This window comes from Brevibacterium daeguense (assembly GCF_021729135.1).
Classification (GTDB): domain Bacteria; phylum Actinomycetota; class Actinomycetes; order Actinomycetales; family Brevibacteriaceae; genus Brevibacterium; species Brevibacterium daeguense.
The window spans coordinates 599,603-617,530 of record NZ_JAJTWW010000001.1 but is presented as its reverse complement, the minus strand read 5'-3'; the positions used below and the strand labels follow the sequence as shown (position 1 = coordinate 617,530).

Below are 17,928 nucleotides of genomic sequence, written 5' to 3'. Positions count from 1 at the left end.
GGGGTCAGACCTGCTGCCGGTCGAGGGCCGCCTTGACGAGCCCGCTGAACAGGGGGTGCGGTCGCGTCGGCCGGGAACGCAGCTCGGGGTGCGCCTGCGTGGCGACGTAGTAGGGGTGGACGTCGGCGGGCAGCTCGACGAACTCCACGAGCTGGCCGTTCGGCGACGTGCCGGACACCACCAGTCCGGCCTCCTCGAGGCGCTCGCGGTAGGCGTTGTTGACCTCGTAGCGGTGGCGGTGGCGCTCGGAGATCGTCTCGGAGCCGTAGGTCTCCGCGACCACGCTGCCGGGGACCAGATCGGCCGGGTACAGCCCGAGGCGCATGGTGCCGCCCAGGTCGCCCTCGCCCTCGACGATGTCGAGCTGCTCAGCCATCGTCGCGACGACGGGCTCTGTGGTGTCCGGGTCGAACTCGGTCGAGGATGCGTGCTCGAGGCCGACGACATTGCGAGCGTATTCGATGACCATGCACTGCAGGCCCAGGCACAGCCCCAGCGCGGGAATGCCCTCGGTGCGGGCATAGGTCAGGGCGCCGAGCTTGCCCTCGATGCCGCGGATCCCGAAGCCGCCGGGGACACAGATCGCGTCGAGGCCGCCGAGCTGTTCGCGGGCGCCCTCCGGCGTCTCGCAGCTGTCCGACTGGATCCAGTGGATGTTGACCTTCGCGTCGTTGCCGAATCCGCCGTGGCGCAGCGACTCGGTGACCGACAGGTACGCGTCGGGCAGGTCGATGTACTTGCCGACCAATCCCACCTCGACGGTGTGCTTGGGCTGGTGAACCCGCTCCAGCAGCCGGTTCCACTGCGTCCAGTCGACGTCGCGGAAGGGCAGGTTGAGACGGCGGACCACGTAGACGTCCAGGCCTCCGTCGTAGAGGACCCGGGGGATGTCGTAGATGCTGGGGGCGTCGACGCAGGAGACGACCGCCTCGAAGTCGACATCGCAGGACGAGGCGATCTTCGCTCGGATGGAGTCCGGCAGCTCCCGGTCGGAGCGCAGCACGATCGCGTCGGGCTGGATGCCGATCGAACGCAGCGCGGCCACGGAGTGCTGCGTGGGCTTGGTCTTGAGCTCGCCGGACGGACCGATGTAGGGCACGAGCGAGACGTGGATGAAGAACACGTTCTCGCGGCCCACATCATGGCGGATCTGGCGCGCCGCCTCGAGGAAAGGCTGCGACTCGATGTCTCCGACGGTCCCGCCGATCTCGGTGATGATGACATCCGGTGCCTCGCCGTCGGTGCGTGCGGCCTGCGCCCGCATCCGGGTCTTGATCTCATCGGTGATGTGCGGGATCACCTGGACCGTGTCGCCCAGGTACGCTCCGCGACGCTCCTTGGCGATCACCGTCGAGTAGACCTGGCCGGTGGTGACGTTGGCGCTGGCATCCAGATCAGTGTCGAGGAAGCGTTCGTAGTGGCCGATGTCGAGGTCGGTCTCCGCGCCGTCGTCGGTGACGAACACTTCGCCGTGCTGGAACGGATTCATCGTGCCTGGATCCACGTTGAGATAGGGATCCAGCTTCTGCATCGCCACTCTGATGCCGCGCTGCGAGAGGAGATGTCCCAGGGAGGACGCCGTCAGCCCCTTGCCGAGCGAGGAGACGACACCGCCTGTCACGAAGATGTGCCGTGTGTTCTGCTGTTCGCTTGTGCTCAGTCGATTCACCACGGAATTCAATGCTATCAGGATTCGAGGGATCAGCGAGCAGCCGGGAGCGCGGCCGCGTAGACGTCGAGCAGATCTCCGGCGATGAGGTCCGCGCCGTCGACGTCGATCACCCGCCGCTTTCCGGCGATCGCCGTGCGCGCGCGCTCGGCAGGGTCGTCGATGAGCCGCTCGATCTCACGCAGCAGAGCCCGCGTGTCGGTGCTGCCGACCCGGGGCACTGCGTCGCCCCACACCCTGCCGGCACGCTCGGTGCCGACGAACACGGCCGGCCGGGCCAGCTGCATGATGCCCTCGGCGTCGATCGCCGTCATGCGCTCGGTCGCGAGGACGAGGTCGGCGGCGCTGACGATGTCCACGGTCGACACCCCGTCGGCGAGGATGATGTCGCGACGGCGGGAGGCGACCTCCTCGTCGATGATGCCGCGCAGCCTGCCGGCGCCGGTGAACGCGACCGCCCACCGCCAGTCCGGACGCTGGGCACGCAGCTCGAGGGCGGCCTCGACGATGGTGGTCAGCGGATCGTGGTCGGTGAGTTCGACGGGCGCGGCGATCAACCAGGTGCCGGCCCGGAGCCCGAGATCGTCACGGACCTCCCGGCGTGTGCGCCGCGCCTCCCAGACGGTGTCGATGTCGGGCGTGATCAGCTCGGCACGCTCGACGATCGGGACCTCGTCGACGAAGCGCTCGCAGACCGGATCGGTGGTTCCCAGGACGACAGCGGCCCAGCGGGACACGAGCGCGGCCTCAGCCGAATCGATCGCTCCGCCCGGCGAGAACCGGCCGACGGTCGCCACCAGAGCCGGCCGCAGATGGGCCGGCAGGCCCGTCATCGCCAGACCGGCGAGTGCGGCGGCGTGCAGGCCGTGGGCGTGCACGACGTCGACGTGCCGGTAGTGCTGATGCAGGGTGAAGGCCCGCCCGACATCGCCCGGCCGCAGTCCGGACCGCACCGGCACGTCGATGTGCACGAGGTTCGGGCCCGCGGGCAGGTCCAGCTCCGCGAAGACGGCCTGGCGCGAGGCGACCGCGACCCTGAAGCCGGCGATCAGGTGGCGCCGGATCGCGACGCGGGCGACTTCCGCGACGACTCCTGCCGACTCGGTGAGCACGTGCAGAATGCGGGTGTCCGGGTCGAGGATCAGATTGCCACCGGTTTCAGTCATCAGGCGCTTTCCTTCTTCGTCTGTGTGGATGGACTCAACCCTATCGTTCAGCTCAGCAGCGACCGGTAGTGGTTCTCGACAGCTGCCGCGACCTCGGGCTCGCGCGGCAGGTCCAGCGCCTTGAGCGCCGCCGCCCGCCCCAGCCGGGCGCGCTCGGAGGGATTGCCCAGCAGAGTGTCGATGGCGTCGGCCAGCGCGGTCGCGTCCCCGGTCGGAATCTGGATGCCCGCGTCGCCGAGGAGTTCCGGGGTGCCGCCCACCGCAGTGGCGATGATCGCCTTGCCCGCCACCATGGCCTCCTGCAGCACCAGCGCACGCGCCTCCCACAGGCTGGTCAGGACGAAGATGTCCGCGGCCTGGTTGAGCGCCCGCACATCGGAGCGCTGGCCCAGGAAGTGCACCGGCAGCTCGCGCTCCCGCACCCGGTCCCTGAGCGCGGAGAGCTCGGTCGGGTCGGCGCTGCCGGCGATGAGGACGCACAGCCGGGGATGCTTCGGGGCGACGAGCTCAAGGGCGTCGAGCAGCATTCCGTAGTTCTTCTGCGGGGCGACCCTGCCGACGGAGAGCATGAGCACCGACCCGCGCGGCAGTCCCAGCTCCCGAATCTTCTGGGAACGCAGCAGCGAGTTGTTGACGTCTTCGAGAATCGGCCATTCCGGCGCCGCGACCGGTGCGAACACCGCCCGGTCGGCCCCCAGCTCCTGCGCTCGGACGACGAGGTCGTTGCTCGCGCCGAGCGTGAGGTCGGCCCGGTGGGCGACGTAGCTCTCGACGGTCCGCTCCGCCAGCCTGCGCACTCCCCGGCCCATGGCCTTGTTGTGCCAGCTGACCACCGTCCTGGGCCTGTCCCCGCGCCGGATCCCGGCAGCCGCGGTGAGCATCGTGAAGCCCGCGCGAAAGCCGTGGGCGTGGACCACATCCGCATGGAACGTGGTGATCAGGAGGCGCAGCCGGCGGACCGTCGCCACATCATTCGGGCGCAGCGAGGTACCGAGCTCCAGCGGCGCGAACGCGATCCTCCGATGGGCGACGAACCCGAACTGCTCGTCCGTCGAGGAGGGGCCGATGACACCGACCGTATGCCCGGCGGCGGCGAATTCGCGGGCCAGCGATGCGACATGCGTGCCGACGCCGCCGGTGGATGTGGCGAGCACCAGCAGGATGCGCAGCGGCTTCACGGGAGCTCCTCTCGTCCGATCGTCCTCAGGTCTCCAGCCTATCCAATTCTCACCCCCCCCGAGTGCTGGTCGTCCTCGTTCGAATGCTGCGGTGAGCTTCCCCCTGCCCGAGGCGGACAAGGGTCCAGGCGGAAACCGATGAGGCGATCGCGGGGCCCGGCCGGCGAGGCGGTCACATGCCCCGGCCGGAAGCCAGTTCCAGCGTGCGGGCGATCAGCCGCCGGTCGAATGCGAGCAGCGCGCCGATCATCACGGCGGCACCGGCCAGGGCGGCGCCGATCCCGGAAAGCACCGCTCCGAGCAGGATCGGCACCTCCGAGAGCACGGAGAGCAGGAGCTGCGAGAGCGCGGCGCTTCCCCAGGCGACAGCCGCCCCGAGGAGGGAGGTGATCAGCACGCCGACCGCCAGGCCGGCGACCGCCTCGGGTCCGGCCGCCCGCCGCACCAGGATGAGCAGCACGACCCCGGCGGCGGTCATGCCGACAGCATAGGCGCCGCACACGAGGAGCAGCGTCGCAGTGCTGCGACCCTCCGCAGGCACGAACCCGGCGCCGATGACGACCGTGAGCGACACGAGCACCCAGCCTGTGGTGGTCCCGATCGCGGCGTAGCGGGAGCGCTCCACCGCGTAGAAGACCCGCGAGGCCCACGCGACCATGCACCACCCTGGTACGGCAAGGGCAATCAGCATGATGCCGGCGGCCATCGCGTCGAAGGGAACCTCGGAGCTGCCGGAAGCCGCGTCGAACGAGCTGAAGAACACCTGCAGCGGATGGGCCGCGGCGATGAGGATCACGGCCCCGAGCACGCCGACCCGGATGATCGCGCCAGTGGTGGTGCTCACCGTCGATGTGACCTCGGAGGACTTCTCTGCGACCTGACGGCTGAGCCGCGGAAACACCACGGTCACGATCGGCACGGCCAGCACGGCGTAGGGCAGCAGATAGACCGCCTGGATGTAGCTGAAGACGACGAATACGCCGGTGCCGCCCACTCGGTTGGAGATCACGAGGGTGACGAGGACCGCGATCTGCTGGGCGACCAGCGCTGTCATCCCGGCCGCGGCCAACCGGCCCGCGCGCGAGGCGACCCCGACCGGGAAGCGCCACGTCACCCGCAGGCGGACGCCGGTGCGAGCCGTCGGCAGCGCCAAGGGCAGGGCCAGCATCGCCACGCCCGCAGTCGTGCCCCAGCCGAGGACCGCCAGCGCGCTCGGCGCAGCGGAATCGGTGTCGGTCGCCATTGCACCGTAGGCGAAGTAGGTGGCGATCACGACGAGGCTCGACAGCAGCGGCACGAACGCCGGCCACAGGAACCTCCGGTGGGCCTGCAGGACACCGGTGAGGACCGCGCCGATCGCGTAGAGCACCAGCTGCGGGGAGAACATCAGCAGGAAGCGCCCGGCCAGCGCGCCGGTGCCCGAATCCGGCGACACCAGCAGCTCGGCGAGCGGCTGGTGGAAGACTGCGACCAGCACGGTCAGCGGCAGCGTCAGCGTGACGGCCCAGGTCAGCAGAGCCGAGGCGATCCGGGACACCTCGCGGATGTCGCCGCGGGCCAACGGTGCGGCGAGCAGGGGGACGACGGAGCCGGCCAGCGCGCCGCCGGCGACGACCTCGAAGAGGATGTTCGGGACCTGATTGGCGGATTGGTAGGCGGTGCCCACAGCACCTGCGCCGACGGTGGGCGAGAACACCAGCCACCGGGCGAATCCCACGAGCCGCGACAGCATGGTCACGATGGAGACCGCCAGCGCGGCGCTGGCCAGGAGGCGCAGCCAGCGCGGCGTCACGGCGAGACGAGCGCCGCGGGGCGTCCCCAGGCGTCGAGCTCGCGCAGGACCGGAGTCCGCGCGATGACGGCGGTGAAGGAGACCTTCTCGCTGGCCAGCGTGAGGGCGCCCAGCAGCGTCAGCTCCAGGGCCAGGCGCGGACGCGAGGCAGACAGTGCGTACCGCGTTCCCAGATAGGCGCCGAGGGCGTTGGCCCCGGTGTCGCCGAGCATCGAGGACCCGGCGAGGTCGTCGGGCCAGGCTGCGGCGATGACACCGAGCGCGCCGCCGGTGAGCACGGTGCCGGTGCGCGGGGACGATTCGCCGATCGCGAGCGCGAGCAGTCCCGCTTTGAGAGCTCTCCCGGGCCGCAGATCGAGGAGGTTGAGCAGGTTGGCGGTCCCGGCGATGACGCCGGCGGCCAGCACCGTATCCGTGAGAGCGCCCAGCGCTGCCGAACCGCCCAGCGGCTCCGGGCGCCGGCCGACTCCGGCCGCCAGCAGCGCCGCCGCCGGAATGCCGATCACCTTGAGCGCGCCGGTCGTGATCTCACCCCGCGCAAGAGCGCCGAGGTGCCCTCTGAGGCCCTTCGCGGACCCGGATTCGGCGACGTCGTCGACGAATCCGAGGATGCCGGAGACCGCGGTCGCGGTCACGGCCGCAGTCCGGTGCGACGGAGCGGCGACGAGCACCGCGGCGGTGGTTAGTCCGGCGGCGACGGCGGGGCCCTCGATGAGCGAGACCGTCGAGCCGGCGTGATTGGTGCGGTCGAGGCGCCCGCGCCGGTCGATGACGCCCCGGCCGGCGAGCACTGCGCGGGTCACGCCCCAGCCGCCGGCGGCGGCGACAGCGGTGAGGACGATCGTCCGGATCACTCCTGGACCCCCGGCAGCACGGCCTGCGCATTGCCGGCGAACCCGAAGGCGCCCGGCGAACCGGCGATGGTCTCCTCGACGGTCACAGCTGTGATCACGGGGCCGGCGGCGAGCTCCAGACCGTCCACGGTGCTCACGGCGGACTCCGCCTCGCGCAGGGCTGCGACCAGTCCGCGCTCGGCCGAGGCGGTGGTGCCGGTCACGACGGTCGGGATGCGCTGCGCCAGACCCGTCGACAGGTCCACGTACGCGGTGTCCTGCTCGGCCGACTCCGGGGTCGGGGTTGCGGTGGGCTGGCCGTCGGCCGGCGGGTCCGGCACGACCGGCGCCACCAGGACAACGCTGTCCGCGGCCGAGTAGCGACCGCCGCTGATCCTGCCGGCGGCCGAGAGGACCTCGATGACCTGCGCCGCCTGATCCTGGGAGTAGCCCTCCGACGCGTCCTCGGCCGGCGGCGTGCCCGGCGCTTCGGCGCTGTCGTCAGTCGGCTCGCCGGTGGCGGCCGGTCCGCCCGGCTCCTGTCCCGTTCCGGCCGCCAGCGCCTTCGTCAGCGCCTGGACGAGGGCGTCGCCGTCACCCGCCGGCAGCGTCGGATCGACCTCGCGCAGCGACTCGAGCAGTTCGGCGCTGTCGGTCGGGTCGAGCGCGTTCTCGGACAGCTGCAGCTCGGTGGCGATGCTCGCTCCCGACTCCTCGAAGCGGTCCTTGAGGGCGGTCACCGTGTCGGCGCTGCCGCCGGGCCCGGCCACCAGCGTCACCGAGGTATCCGGCAGGGTGTCCGCCAACAGCTCGGGAGCCGAGGCGACGACGTACTCGCTGAGCCGCTCGGCATCCCCCTGCGCAGCTTCGAGCTCGACGCGCAGCCCGTCGCGATCGGAGCGCAGCGCCTCGACCTGGCTCTGGAGCGAGTCGCCGATCGGCTCTTTCAGGGGTCCCGCGCCGAGCACGATGCCCACGGCCAATGCGAGGAAGACCGAGATGAGGGAGACGAGATGGTAGCGGAAGTCGATCACGTGAGCTGTTTTCCTTGCATCCAGGGGAGCACCGGAGCGCCGGCGGACTCGTCGATCGCCGGGCGCGAGCCGAAGAGGGACTGGAACCATTGGACCATGCCGTCGAACTGAGCTCCGATCAGGCCGAAGAAGGTCTGGCCTGCGGAGGTCGCGGACACCGCGACGAACAGCGCCAGCAGTCCGGCCAGCGCGAGGACGGTGAGCTGCCAGTTGGAGATCCGCTGGCGGTACAGCAGCGAGACGCCCTTGGCATCGATGAGCTTCGAGCCGACCCGCAGGCGGGTGAGGAAGGTCGAGGCCATCCCCCGGCGGCCCTTGTCGAGGAATTCGATGACCGTGTCGTGAGTGCCGACGGCGACGATGAGCTCGGCGCCCTTGTCGTCAGCGAGCAGCATGGCGATGTCCTCACTGGTGCCCGAGGCGGGGAACAGCACGCATTCGAGGTCGAGCTCCTTGAGGCGCTCGACGCCCGGTGCCCGGCCATTGCGGTAGGCGTGGACGACGAGCTCGGCACCCGAGGTGAGCGCCGCATCAGACACCGAGTCCATGTCCCCGACGATCATGTTCGGGGTATGGCCTGCTTCGAGGATGGCGTCGGCTCCCCCGTCGACGCCGATGAGCACGGGCCGGTACTCGCGGATGTAGGTCTTGAGCATCGCGAGGTCTTCTTTGTAGTGGTAGCCGCGCACGACGATGAGGGCGTGCCGGCCGGTGAAGTCGGTCCGCACATGGGGGACGACGATCTCCTCCTCGAGCAGATCGGAGTCCTTGCGGATGTACTCGATGGTGTTGTCGACGAAGTCGACGAGGACGCTCATCATCCCCGCCTGCGCGCCCTCCATGGCCTCTTCGATGCTGGCGGCGGTGTGCACCCGTCCGGAGGCGATCAGTTCGTCACCGCGCAGCAGCTCGCCGTCGCGCAGGGTCAGCTCCTCACCGTCGGCGATGAGGTCGAGAACCTCATCTCCCACGTCGTCGATCAGCGGGATGCCCGCTTCGACGATGATCGCCGGCCCCAGGTTGGGGTAGCGCCCGGAGATCGACTGCGAGGCGTTGACGACAGCGGCTGGCCGGCGTTCGACGAGGGATTCGGCCGCCACGCGATCGATGTCGGTGTGCCGGATCACCGCGATCTCACCGGGCTGCAGGCGCTGGGCGAGGTCCTTTGTCCTGCGGTCCGGGCGGGCCACCGCTGGTCCGATGACGATTTCGGTGGGGATGGTCTCTCGGCCTCTGCGCAGCTTCATGGTGCACCCATTCTTCCACGCCGACTGCCCGCCAGCTCTGCGCGCGGCCGGCCCGAGGCGAACTCAGCCTTCTCCTCGGCCGAGGTCTGAAGGAGTTCGGCGGCGTGGGCGCGCGCGGTGCCGGAGTCGGCCATGCCGCCCAGCATCCGCGCGAGTTCCATGATCCGCCCGTCGTGGTCGAGGGAGTCCACCCCGGAGACCGCGCCGCCCTCACGGTCGTCCTTGACGACCGTGAGGTGCTGGTCCGCCCATGCGGCGACCTGCGCGAGGTGGGTGACGACGATGACCTGCGAGTGCTGGGCCAGCAGCGCCAGGCGGCGACCGATCTCGATCGCGGCCTTGCCGCCGACCCCGGCATCGACCTCGTCGAACACGAAGGTCGGGAACGTCAGACGCTCCGCCTTGACGACCTCGATCGCGAGCATCACCCGGGACAGCTCGCCGCCGGAGGCCAGGCGGCCGATGTCACCCGGCTGCGAGGCGTCGTGGGCGCTGAACAGCATGCGGACCGAGTCGGCTCCCAGGGCATGCGGTGCGGCCGGGCTGATCTCGAACACGATGCGGGCCCGCGGCATGGACAGGGCCGAGAGCTCCGCGGACACCGCCGCGGCGAAGGCCGCGGCGGCTGTGCGCCGGATCTCCATGAGACGGTTCCCGGTCTCGCGGACCTGATCCTCGGCTCGGCCGACCCGCTCGTCCATGTCCGCCAGGGAGGTCTCGGAGTTCTGCAGCTCCAGCAGCTCCTGCCCGGCCCGCTGCTCGAAATCGAGGACCGCTTCGACGTCGACTCCGAATGCGGCCAGCGATCCGAGCTCGGCCCGCCGCGCCTCGGCGTCCTCCAGCGACATGTCTCCGAGATCGTCGAACTCCTGCAGGTAGGCCGACAGCTCGGCGGCGGTGTCGGACAGCCGCAGCCCGGCGTCGGTGACCGCCGCGGTCAGGGCGGTCAGCGAGTCGTCGACGGCAGCGGCGCGGCCGACCTCCGCGGCGGCGCGGTTGATCAGATCGGCGGCGTTCGCGGTCTCGTCCCAGTCGCTGCCGACCAGCAGGTCATGGGCGGCGGAGACGGCGGCCTTGAGGTCCTCGGCCGCTCCCAGCCGCGCGGCAAGCGCCTTGAGCTCGGTGTCCTCGCCGGGCAGCGGGCGCACCGCGTCGATCGCCTCGAGGCTGACAGTGAGGAAGGCGGTGCGCTCGGCGCGCTCCTGGACGGTGGTGAGCAGGCGTTCGTGCTTGGCCTGCAGCTCGCGCCATGCGGAATGCGCCTGCTGGTAGTCCGCGAGCGCCTCGGCCAGCGGGGTGCCGGCATAGGTGTCGAGGAGTTCGCGCTGCTTGGCGGGGCTGCGCAGGGTGATCTGCTCGGATTGGCCGTGCATGCTGACGAGCTCGGCTCCGACGTCGCGGAGCACCCCGAGGGGCACAGTCCGCCCGCCGGCGGTGGCGCGCGCCCGGCCTGCCAACGGGATGACGCGGCCGATGATGGCCTCCTCGTCGGCATCTCCCCCGGCCTCCGAGATCCGCTCGGCGACCGAGTCGCTGACTGCTGCGAGGTCGAATACGCCCTCGACGATCGCCTTCTGCGCGCCGGCGCGGACCACATGGGCGTCCGCCCGTGCGCCGGTCAGGAGGTTGAGCGCGGTGACGAACATCGTCTTGCCGGCACCGGTCTCGCCGGTCACCACCGTCAGGCCGGGTCCGAGCTCCAGCCGGGCGCCGGAGATCACACCGAGGTTCTCGATCCCCAGAGAGACGATCATCCGGCCGTCCCCATCGGTCCCCGCCAGCCGGTGACCGGCAGCTGGAATTTCGCCACCAGGCGATCGGTGAAGGGGCTCATGTTGAGGCGCGCGAGGGGCACGGAGGTGGCTGAGCGGACGGCTTCGACGCGGGCGCCCGGCGGGATCTCGATCTCCCGCCGGCCGTCGCACCAGAGCACGGCGCCGACATCCTGGCCGGAGGGCAGGAACTCCACGCCGAGGCGCGAGTTCGGGGACACCACGAGCGGCTTGGCGAAGAGGGCGTGGGCGCTGATCGGGACCATGAGCAGCGCTTCGACCTCCGGCCAGACGATGGGTCCGCCGGCGGAGAAGGCGTAGGCGGTCGAGCCGGTCGGGGTCGCCAGGATGACACCGTCGCAGCCGAAGCTCGACACCGGGCGCGAGTCGACGCCGAGCACCAGCTCGATCATCCGGCAGTCCTCGCTCTTCTCGACGGTCGCCTCATTGAGCGCCCATGCGCGGTGGATCGTCGTCTCCCGGTCGATGACCGAGATGTCGAGCGCCATCCGCTCCTCCACGGTGTAGTCGCGGGCCGAGGCGCGGTGGACTGCCTCGTCGAGATCGTCGCGTTCGCTCTCCGCGAGGAATCCCACGTGACCGAGGTTGACGCCCATGATCGGCACGCCGGAGCTGTGGAACCGCTCCGCGGCGCGCAGGATGGTTCCGTCGCCGCCGAGCACCATGACGAGCTCGCAGTCCATCTCGGAGCACCGGGGGCTGGCGTCGGGCACGACGATGATCTCGGTGTCGGGGATGCCGTTGTAGGCCACGAGCGCGCGGTATTCGGTTTCGAGCATCACCGGGCGGATGCCGTCGGAGTCGAGGGTGCGGCACACGCTGAGCGCGGCGGCACGGGCCTGCTCCCGGTGGGGATGGAGGACGACGGCGATTCGGCGCGTCATGATTCCTCCTGGCTGATCTGGGCGCGGACGTGGGTCATGAGCGCGGTCGGGTCGACCGGCGCTGGACCCGATCCTACCGATCCGGCTCTGCGAACGCCTAGGAAGTACTCCCGATTGCCGCTCGGGCCGGGCAGTCGGGAGGGTGTCCAGCCGAACAGCTGACCGCCGGCTCCGGCGACGGCCGAGACCACGGAGACGACCGCCTCGGCGCGGTCGACGGCACGGGTGACGACCCCGTGCTTGTCGAGGGCTGAGCGGGTGAGCTCGAACTGCGGCTTGACCATCAGCAGCAGCAGGCCACCCGGGCGTGTCGTCGTGAGCAGGCGGTCGAGGAGCAGAGTCAGGGAGATGAAGGACACGTCGGCGACGACGAGGTCGATCGGCCGGGGACCGCTGAACCACGCCGGTTCGAGCTCGCGCAGGTTGTGTCCGGACAGGTCGGTGACGCGTGCGTCCCCTGCCAGCTCCGGCGCGAGCTGGTCGCGGCCGACGTCGACTGCGTAGACGTGGCGCGCCCCGTGTTCGAGCAGCACCTGGGTGAAGCCGCCGGTGGAGGCTCCCGCGTCGAGGCACACGAGGCCGGCCGGGAAGTCGGTGAGACCGAAGTCGCCGAGAGCGCCCAGGAGTTTGTGTGCACTGCGCGCCACCCAGGGATCTGCGCTCGTGAGCTCGAGGACGTCATCGGGTGCGACCCTGACCGAGGCTTTGCGGGCAGTCGACCCGTTGACCGCCACACGCCCGGCTGCGATCTCGCGCACCGCCCGGTTCCTGGAGCGGACCAGTCCGCGCTCCACCAGGGCGACGTCGAGGCGGGTCACAGGGAGTCGAGGCCCTTCTCGAGCTCTCCGAGCAGGGCCTCGGCCGCCGCCAGCGATTCGGCGGGCGGCAGCTCGCGCAGCTCTTCGAGCCGCGACTGCCACTGCCCGGTCGGCAGCCGACCGGCTGCCGCCGCAGGATTTCCCCCCGGCTTCATCGGTGTCTCACGCTCTCGGCCCCGCCTTCGACAACCGCCTCGGTCCTCCGCGGGACGGAATCGGCGATCACGAGGTTCGCGCTCTCGTCATCGGAGAGCTCGACCACGAGCGCCAGCGCCGCGTTGGCCGCCTGGACTGCGGGACCGGCCGCGGTGAGCACGCCCTCGCGCAGGTGGGCCGACGCTTCGCCGCAGCGCGCCGTGTCGCCGTCGACGGTGACCTCCGGCACCGGGTCGAGCAGTTCCGGCAGAACTCCGATGATGCGGCTCGGGCGAAGGCCTCGGGGTGCGCGCACAGCGTCGTGGACATCATGGATGCCGGTCAGCACCAACGCTGAATCGATGCCCGCCGCCACTGCCGCGGCGATGTCGGTGTCGAGGCGGTCACCGACCATGATCGGCCGGGATCCCCCGATCACCTCGGCCGCTGTTCGCAGCATCGCCGCTCCCGGCTTTCCTGCAACCTGGGGCCGACGACCGGTGGTCTCCGCCACAATGCTCACGAAAGCCCCGTTGCCGGGCAGCAGGCCCCGATCGGTGGGCATCGTGAAGTCGAGGTTGGTCGCCCACCATGCCAGGCCCGAGGCGACCGCCTGGCAGGCTTCGGCGATCTGGTGCCAGCCGATCTCCTTGGAGAATCCCTGCACGACTGCGGCGGGCTCATCCGCGAACCGGTGCACCGGCTCCAGCCCAGCCTCGGCGACGAGGTCGGCAAGCGCGGGACTGCCGATCACGAGCACGCGACTACCGGTCGGCAGCGCCTCGCCGAGCGCTCGGGCCGCGACGATCCCCGACGTGACCACCTGCTCCGGCCGGGAGGACAGGCCCAGGTCGACGAGCTGATCGGAGATGTCAGCCGCAGTGCGCGAGGCGTTGTTGGTCACGAAGCCGTACGGCAGGTTCTCGTGCAGCAGGGCGTCGAGTGCACTGACTGCGCCGGGCACGGCGTGCGGGCCGGCGTAGACGACCCCGTCGAGGTCCAGGAGCACCGAATCGAATTCGCGCATGACCATCACAGATCGAACAGCGGAGCCGTCGCCTCTTCCTCCGGCGGCTCCTCCTCCGTGTCGGCTTCCTCCGGGCGGACCGGCCGCTCAGCGACCCGGGGCTCCCCCTCCGTGTCGGCCTCCTCCGGGCGGACCGGCCCTTCCCGGTCACCCGACGCGTCCTCACCCACGGGTTCCTCTGCCTCCTGCTCGAGGCCGGTCTCTGCCTCGGCGAGGATCTCATCGAGTTCGGCTTCAACCTCCTCGTGGAAGGTCTGCGGGCGCCGCTCGCCGCGAGCCTCGTCACCGGCATCATCAGCCTGAGCACGGTCGGGCTCATCGGCGGTCATCTGGTCGGCATCCTCAGCCTCGACCTGACTGATCTCGTCGTCGATCTCCTCGATCGTGATGATCTCCGCGTCTGCGTTGGGGTCGGGCTCCTCGTCCCCGAAGAGGGTGTTCGTCGCCTTGGCGGTGCGTCGGGCAAGCTCCTCGTACTTGTCGGCGGTCTCCTCGTCTCCGTCCATCCGGAGCAGGTCGGCGTAGGCCGAGAGCAGCCGGACGGTCGACCCCGAGGCGGAACCGGTGAAGCTCTGCTGGTCAAGGAGGTTGCGGGCCGCCTTCACGTCGCCGAGGTCGGTGTGAGCGCCCGCCGCGACGATGACCAGCTCGGTGTAGAGCTCAGCCGACAGCTTCTCCCGGTCGGCCTCTCCGAAGATCTCCAGCGCCTTTGCCGGCCGCCCGCGCCCCCGTTCAGCATCGGCGAGGACGGCCAGATTGTCGTCGGAGCCGGTGATGCGCCGGTGCGTGCGCAGCTCGCGCACCGTCTCCTCGTACTTGCCGAGCTGATACGCGACCAGGCCCATCGCCTCGCGCACAGCGCCGATCCGCCCTGCGCGGCTGACCGCGGCCTGGGCATGCTGGTACGCCGTCTCCGGATCCACGTCCAGCAGCTGTGCAGCGACAACCAGGTGCTGCGCCACCTTCTCGGCGTTGTCCTTGGTCAGCGGCCGCAGTTGGGAGCGGACCGGACCGGACAGCTCCCTGCCGGTGATCCCCTCGGGAATTACCGGCTCGATGCGTCGCTCTCGCCCTCGTCCGGTATCGCTGCGACGCCGAGGCGCATCCGAGCGTCTGTCGTCGCGCCCGCCGCGACCGCCGCGCCGCTGGTCATCCCGGCGGGTGTCCGGACGCTGGTCGTCGCGCCTGTCCGGCCGCCTGTCGTTCCGCTGTCGATCGTCACGACGGCGGTCATCGCGCCTGTCCGGTTGGCGATCGTCGCGACGCCGATCGTCGCGCCGGAAGTCGTCGCGCCTCTCCGGCCGGCGCTCGTCCCGTCGGTGATCATCCCGACGACGGTCATCACGTCTGTCCGGCCGGCGATCGTCGCGACGCCGATCGTCACGCCGGAAGTTCTCCCGGCGCGAGTCCTCGCGCCGGAAATCGCGACCGCCGTGCTCACGACGGTCGGGATGGTCGCCCCGGGAGCGGTCAGTGCGATCGTCTCTCCGACGCTCGGTGCCCTGGCCTCGATCGTCACGGGGACGTTCCCCCTCACGGCGGGGATCCTCGCGGCCGTCATTGCGCCCGCCGTGTGGCCGGCGGTCGTCACCCCGCTGGCGGTCGTCACGTCGGAAGTCACGGCCGCCGCCCGAGCGCCGCCCGTCGCCGCCCTTCCGGTCATCGCCGCGGTGACCGGGGCCTTTCGAGTAGGGGCGGTCTCCTCCCCGGTCGTTCCGTCCGGAGTCTCGGGCACCGGAGGAGCGACTGCTTCCGCGCCGGTCACCATCGCGGCCCTCGTCACGGCTGCGCGCGCCGTCACGGTCGTCTCGGCGACGGTTCGGGTCCCCCTGCGATCGCCGGTCGCCGCCCTTGCGGTCGTCCCGCCGGAAGTCCCGGCCCGCATGGGACCGGCCGGCGCCTCGCCCGCGGCCTCGCTGATCGGAAGCATCAGAACCGCCGCGCCCGTCCTTGCGCGGTCCGTCGAACGAGTCACCACGCCGTCCCCCGTCGCCCCTGTGCTGAGGCCGGCTGTCTGACTGGTCGTCTGAACTCGCCACGATGCTCCCTATTCGACTGTCGGATTGATCCGTTCAATTCTAACCGGGCCGCGCCTGCTCCCAGAATTCACCTCCTCGTCGTGTGCAGGCCGCAGGCCGGCCGGGTTGTCTGCCTAACGTCGACGGGGTTCTGCGGCCGCCGCCTGTGCCGCCGCCGGGTCATCTCCCTCGACGATTCCCACTCGTCCCGACATGAAAGGCGCTCGATGCAACGTGCAATCGCCTCAGGCGTGCTGATCGCCGGCCTGACCGGCTTCACCGCCCTCGCCCCTGCTGCTGCCGCACCGGTTCCCGGTGCGGTCGAGCACTCCGCCCCAGGTGCTGATCTCTCTCTCGACCCCGTCGGCAGCCACCGCACCGACATCTTCGACGAGGGTGCAGCCGAGATCGTCGTCCACTACTCGGCCCGACAGCAGACGCTCGTCGTCAACGCCGCCGCGGGCACCATTCGGGTGCTCGACTCGTCGGATCCTGCCGAACCCTCGGAGCTGTTCGAGCTCGCCACCGGCGGCATCCCCTCGGCTGACGGCTCCACCGTGCCCGCCGGCGGCACCGCCAACTCGGTGGACGTGCGCGAGGACGGCCTGGCCGCAGTGGCCGTCGAGAACCCGAACAAGACCGACGACGGCTGGGTCGCCTTCTTCGATCTGTCCGAAGACGAGCCGACAGCCCTCGGAGCGGTGCGCACCGGTGCGCTGCCGGACTCTGTCGTGTTCTCACCTGACGGCGCCTACGCCGTCGTCGCCAATGAGGGCGAGCCCGCCGAGGACTATTCGGTCGACCCGGAGGGCACCGTCGGAGTGATCGCGCTGCCCAGCACTGTCGAGGCTCCTCAGCAGAATGCGGTCCGCTTGGCGGGCTTCCACGCCTTCGAGGACGACAATCTGCCCGAAGGTGTGCGCGTCTACGGCGGTCGGGAGGATGCCGGCACTGGCGACCCGGAGTTTCCGGTGTCGGAGAACCTCGAGCCCGAGTACAGCGCCGTGATCGGCTCCAAGGCATATGTCACGCTGCAGGAGGCCAACGCCATCGCCGTGGTGGATCTCGCGTCGGCAGCGGTCGAGTCGCTGCTGCCGCTCGGCACTCAGGACCTCATGAACGTTCCGGCCGACGTCTCCAATGAGGACGGGTCGGTCAACATCGCCAACTGGCCGGTGGAGACGTTCTTCCAGCCCGACACGATCAAGGCAGTCGAGATCGGCGGTACCGAGTATCTGCTGACGGCCAACGAAGGCGATTCCAGGGATTGGGACGCCTATTCCGAGGAGCTGCGCGTGAAGGACTTCGGGCAGGACGGAGTGGCCCCGCTGTGTGAGAGCGTCGCAGAGGACTTCGGGATGAGCGTCGAGGAGCTGCAGGCGGACGAGAATCTCGGACGCCTCACGGTGACCAGCGCTCAGGGGCTCGCCGCCGACGGCAGCTGCTACGAGCAGATCTACGGATTCGGCGGACGCTCCTTCTCGATCCTCGACACCTCCGGCGAACTCGTCTTCAACTCGGAGGACGAGTTCGAGCAGATCACCGCCGAGGCGGCACCCGAATTCTTCAACTCGACCAATGACGAATCGAACTTCGACAACCGCTCCGACGACAAGGGTCCTGAACCGGAGGCCGTCGAAGTGGGCCGGATCGGCGACCGGACCTTCGCCTTCGTCGGATTCGAGCGGATCGGCGGCATCGCCGTGTACGACATCACCCGGCCCGCGGAGTCCGAGTTCGTCACCTACTTCAACAACCGCAACTTCGCCGTCGAGGATCTTTCCGCCGGCGTTGCCGATGCCGGCGACTCCGGGCCTGAAAGTGTGGTGTTCGTGCCCGCCTCGGAGCTGAACACGCCGGCGGAGGGTGTGGCCGGGATGCTCATCGTGGGCAACGAAGTCACGGGCAGCACCACGTTCTACGACGTCCACAGCGACCTCCTCGCCGCTGAGCCGAGCGAACCGGCGACGCCGAGCGAGCCCGCCGATGGGTCGGAAGGCGCTCCCGCTGAGGATGACGGCGAGGACGCAGGCGCCGCGCCTGTCCCCGACGACGAGGCCCCGTCCACCGTCCCGGGTGAGAAGGCCGACAGCGGCTCTTCCGACGGAGCTGATGCCGCAGGCGACCGGCCGGGCGCTCTCCCCCGAACCGGCACCGACGTCGGCGTCATCGCCGGGGTCGGCGCCGTGCTTGCGATGATAGGAGCGGCGGCCATCTGGCTTGCTCGTCGCAGCCGCGGCTGAGTCGTCCGCCCATTCCGCCGCCGAGGCGGTCGCCGCGTGCCGGCGACCGCCTCGGCGCATGTCAGGCCGGCTGTCGTCCCCGTGCGGGCGA

16 protein-coding genes are annotated in these 17,928 nt (G+C 70.4%); 2 read left to right on the top strand and 14 right to left on the bottom strand.

Features of this window, described 5'->3' with window-relative positions; all coding sequences use genetic code 11:
* Positions 1-4 precede the first annotated feature (4 nt).
* The 14 genes from pyrG to LXN01_RS02795 all read right to left on the bottom strand — a co-directional run bounded on the left by pyrG (position 5) and on the right by LXN01_RS02795 (position 14,960).
* Positions 5-1,669, bottom strand: a complete 1,665-nt coding sequence (pyrG, locus tag LXN01_RS02860; RefSeq protein WP_425547680.1) for a CTP synthase — start codon at positions 1,667-1,669, stop codon at positions 5-7.
* Positions 1,670-1,701: 32 nt separating this feature from the next.
* Entirely contained in the window at positions 1,702-2,835 is a 1,134-nt protein-coding gene (locus LXN01_RS02855) for a glycosyltransferase family protein (RefSeq protein ID WP_236863018.1), read from the bottom strand.
* Positions 2,836-2,882: 47 nt separating this feature from the next.
* On the bottom strand, positions 2,883-4,013 hold the full coding sequence (locus LXN01_RS02850) for a glycosyltransferase family 4 protein (protein WP_236863017.1): 1,131 nt from the start codon (positions 4,011-4,013) through the stop codon (positions 2,883-2,885).
* A gap of 172 nt (positions 4,014-4,185) precedes the next feature.
* The gene (gene murJ / locus LXN01_RS02845) at positions 4,186-5,805 is read right to left on the bottom strand and encodes a murein biosynthesis integral membrane protein MurJ (protein WP_236863016.1); all 1,620 of its coding nucleotides are present in this window, start codon (positions 5,803-5,805) and stop codon (positions 4,186-4,188) included.
* Positions 5,802-6,659 carry a hypothetical protein gene (locus LXN01_RS02840; RefSeq protein ID WP_236863015.1) on the bottom strand — a complete coding sequence of 286 codons (858 nt, stop codon included), beginning with the start codon at positions 6,657-6,659 and terminating at the stop codon, positions 5,802-5,804. Before LXN01_RS02840 ends, murJ begins: the two co-directional genes overlap by 4 nt.
* The gene (locus tag LXN01_RS02835; RefSeq protein ID WP_236863014.1) at positions 6,656-7,672 is read right to left on the bottom strand and encodes a copper transporter; all 1,017 of its coding nucleotides are present in this window, start codon (positions 7,670-7,672) and stop codon (positions 6,656-6,658) included. Before LXN01_RS02835 ends, LXN01_RS02840 begins: the two co-directional genes overlap by 4 nt.
* Complete coding sequence (gene steA, locus LXN01_RS02830; protein WP_236863013.1) at positions 7,669-8,919, bottom strand: putative cytokinetic ring protein SteA; 1,251 nt, start codon at positions 8,917-8,919, stop codon at positions 7,669-7,671. Before steA ends, LXN01_RS02835 begins: the two co-directional genes overlap by 4 nt.
* Entirely contained in the window at positions 8,916-10,673 is a 1,758-nt protein-coding gene (gene recN / locus LXN01_RS02825) for a DNA repair protein RecN (RefSeq protein WP_236863012.1), read from the bottom strand. The genes steA and recN overlap by 4 nt, the downstream gene beginning before the upstream one ends.
* Entirely contained in the window at positions 10,670-11,596 is a 927-nt protein-coding gene (locus tag LXN01_RS02820; RefSeq protein ID WP_236863011.1) for an NAD kinase, read from the bottom strand. The genes recN and LXN01_RS02820 overlap by 4 nt, the downstream gene beginning before the upstream one ends.
* The gene (locus LXN01_RS02815; RefSeq protein WP_236863010.1) at positions 11,593-12,414 is read right to left on the bottom strand and encodes a TlyA family RNA methyltransferase; all 822 of its coding nucleotides are present in this window, start codon (positions 12,412-12,414) and stop codon (positions 11,593-11,595) included. Before LXN01_RS02815 ends, LXN01_RS02820 begins: the two co-directional genes overlap by 4 nt.
* Complete coding sequence (locus LXN01_RS02810; RefSeq protein ID WP_236863009.1) at positions 12,411-12,569, bottom strand: hypothetical protein; 159 nt, start codon at positions 12,567-12,569, stop codon at positions 12,411-12,413. Before LXN01_RS02810 ends, LXN01_RS02815 begins: the two co-directional genes overlap by 4 nt.
* Positions 12,566-13,576 carry an HAD-IIA family hydrolase gene (locus tag LXN01_RS02805; RefSeq protein ID WP_236863008.1) on the bottom strand — a complete coding sequence of 337 codons (1,011 nt, stop codon included), beginning with the start codon at positions 13,574-13,576 and terminating at the stop codon, positions 12,566-12,568. The genes LXN01_RS02810 and LXN01_RS02805 overlap by 4 nt, the downstream gene beginning before the upstream one ends.
* A gap of 5 nt (positions 13,577-13,581) precedes the next feature.
* A complete protein-coding gene (locus tag LXN01_RS02800; protein WP_236863007.1) occupies positions 13,582-14,538 on the bottom strand; it encodes a hypothetical protein in 957 nt (318 codons plus the stop codon).
* Between the two features lie 83 nt (positions 14,539-14,621).
* The gene (locus tag LXN01_RS02795; protein WP_236863006.1) at positions 14,622-14,960 is read right to left on the bottom strand and encodes a hypothetical protein; all 339 of its coding nucleotides are present in this window, start codon (positions 14,958-14,960) and stop codon (positions 14,622-14,624) included.
* A gap of 49 nt (positions 14,961-15,009) precedes the next feature.
* Between LXN01_RS02795 and LXN01_RS02790 the strand changes: the two genes are divergently transcribed.
* Positions 15,010-15,594: a hypothetical protein gene (locus LXN01_RS02790; RefSeq protein ID WP_236863005.1), complete on the top strand. Its 585-nt coding sequence runs from the start codon at positions 15,010-15,012 to the stop codon at positions 15,592-15,594.
* Between the two features lie 227 nt (positions 15,595-15,821).
* Complete coding sequence (locus LXN01_RS02785; RefSeq protein ID WP_236863004.1) at positions 15,822-17,837, top strand: choice-of-anchor I family protein; 2,016 nt, start codon at positions 15,822-15,824, stop codon at positions 17,835-17,837.
* Positions 17,838-17,928 lie beyond the last annotated feature (91 nt).

Coding starts and splice junctions, on each gene's coding strand:
- LXN01_RS02855 (WP_236863018.1), bottom strand. CDS start 2,835: ATGACTGAAACCGGTGGCAATCTGATCCTCGACCCGGACACCCGCATT.
- steA (WP_236863013.1), bottom strand. CDS start 8,919: ATGAAGCTGCGCAGAGGCCGAGAGACCATCCCCACCGAAATCGTCATC.
- recN (WP_236863012.1), bottom strand. CDS start 10,673: ATGATCGTCTCTCTGGGGATCGAGAACCTCGGTGTGATCTCCGGCGCC.
- LXN01_RS02820 (WP_236863011.1), bottom strand. CDS start 11,596: ATGACGCGCCGAATCGCCGTCGTCCTCCATCCCCACCGGGAGCAGGCC.
- LXN01_RS02810 (WP_236863009.1), bottom strand. CDS start 12,569: ATGAAGCCGGGGGGAAATCCTGCGGCGGCAGCCGGTCGGCTGCCGACC.
- LXN01_RS02805 (WP_236863008.1), bottom strand. CDS start 13,576: ATGCGCGAATTCGATTCGGTGCTCCTGGACCTCGACGGGGTCGTCTAC.
- LXN01_RS02785 (WP_236863004.1), top strand. CDS start 15,822: ATGCAACGTGCAATCGCCTCAGGCGTGCTGATCGCCGGCCTGACCGGC.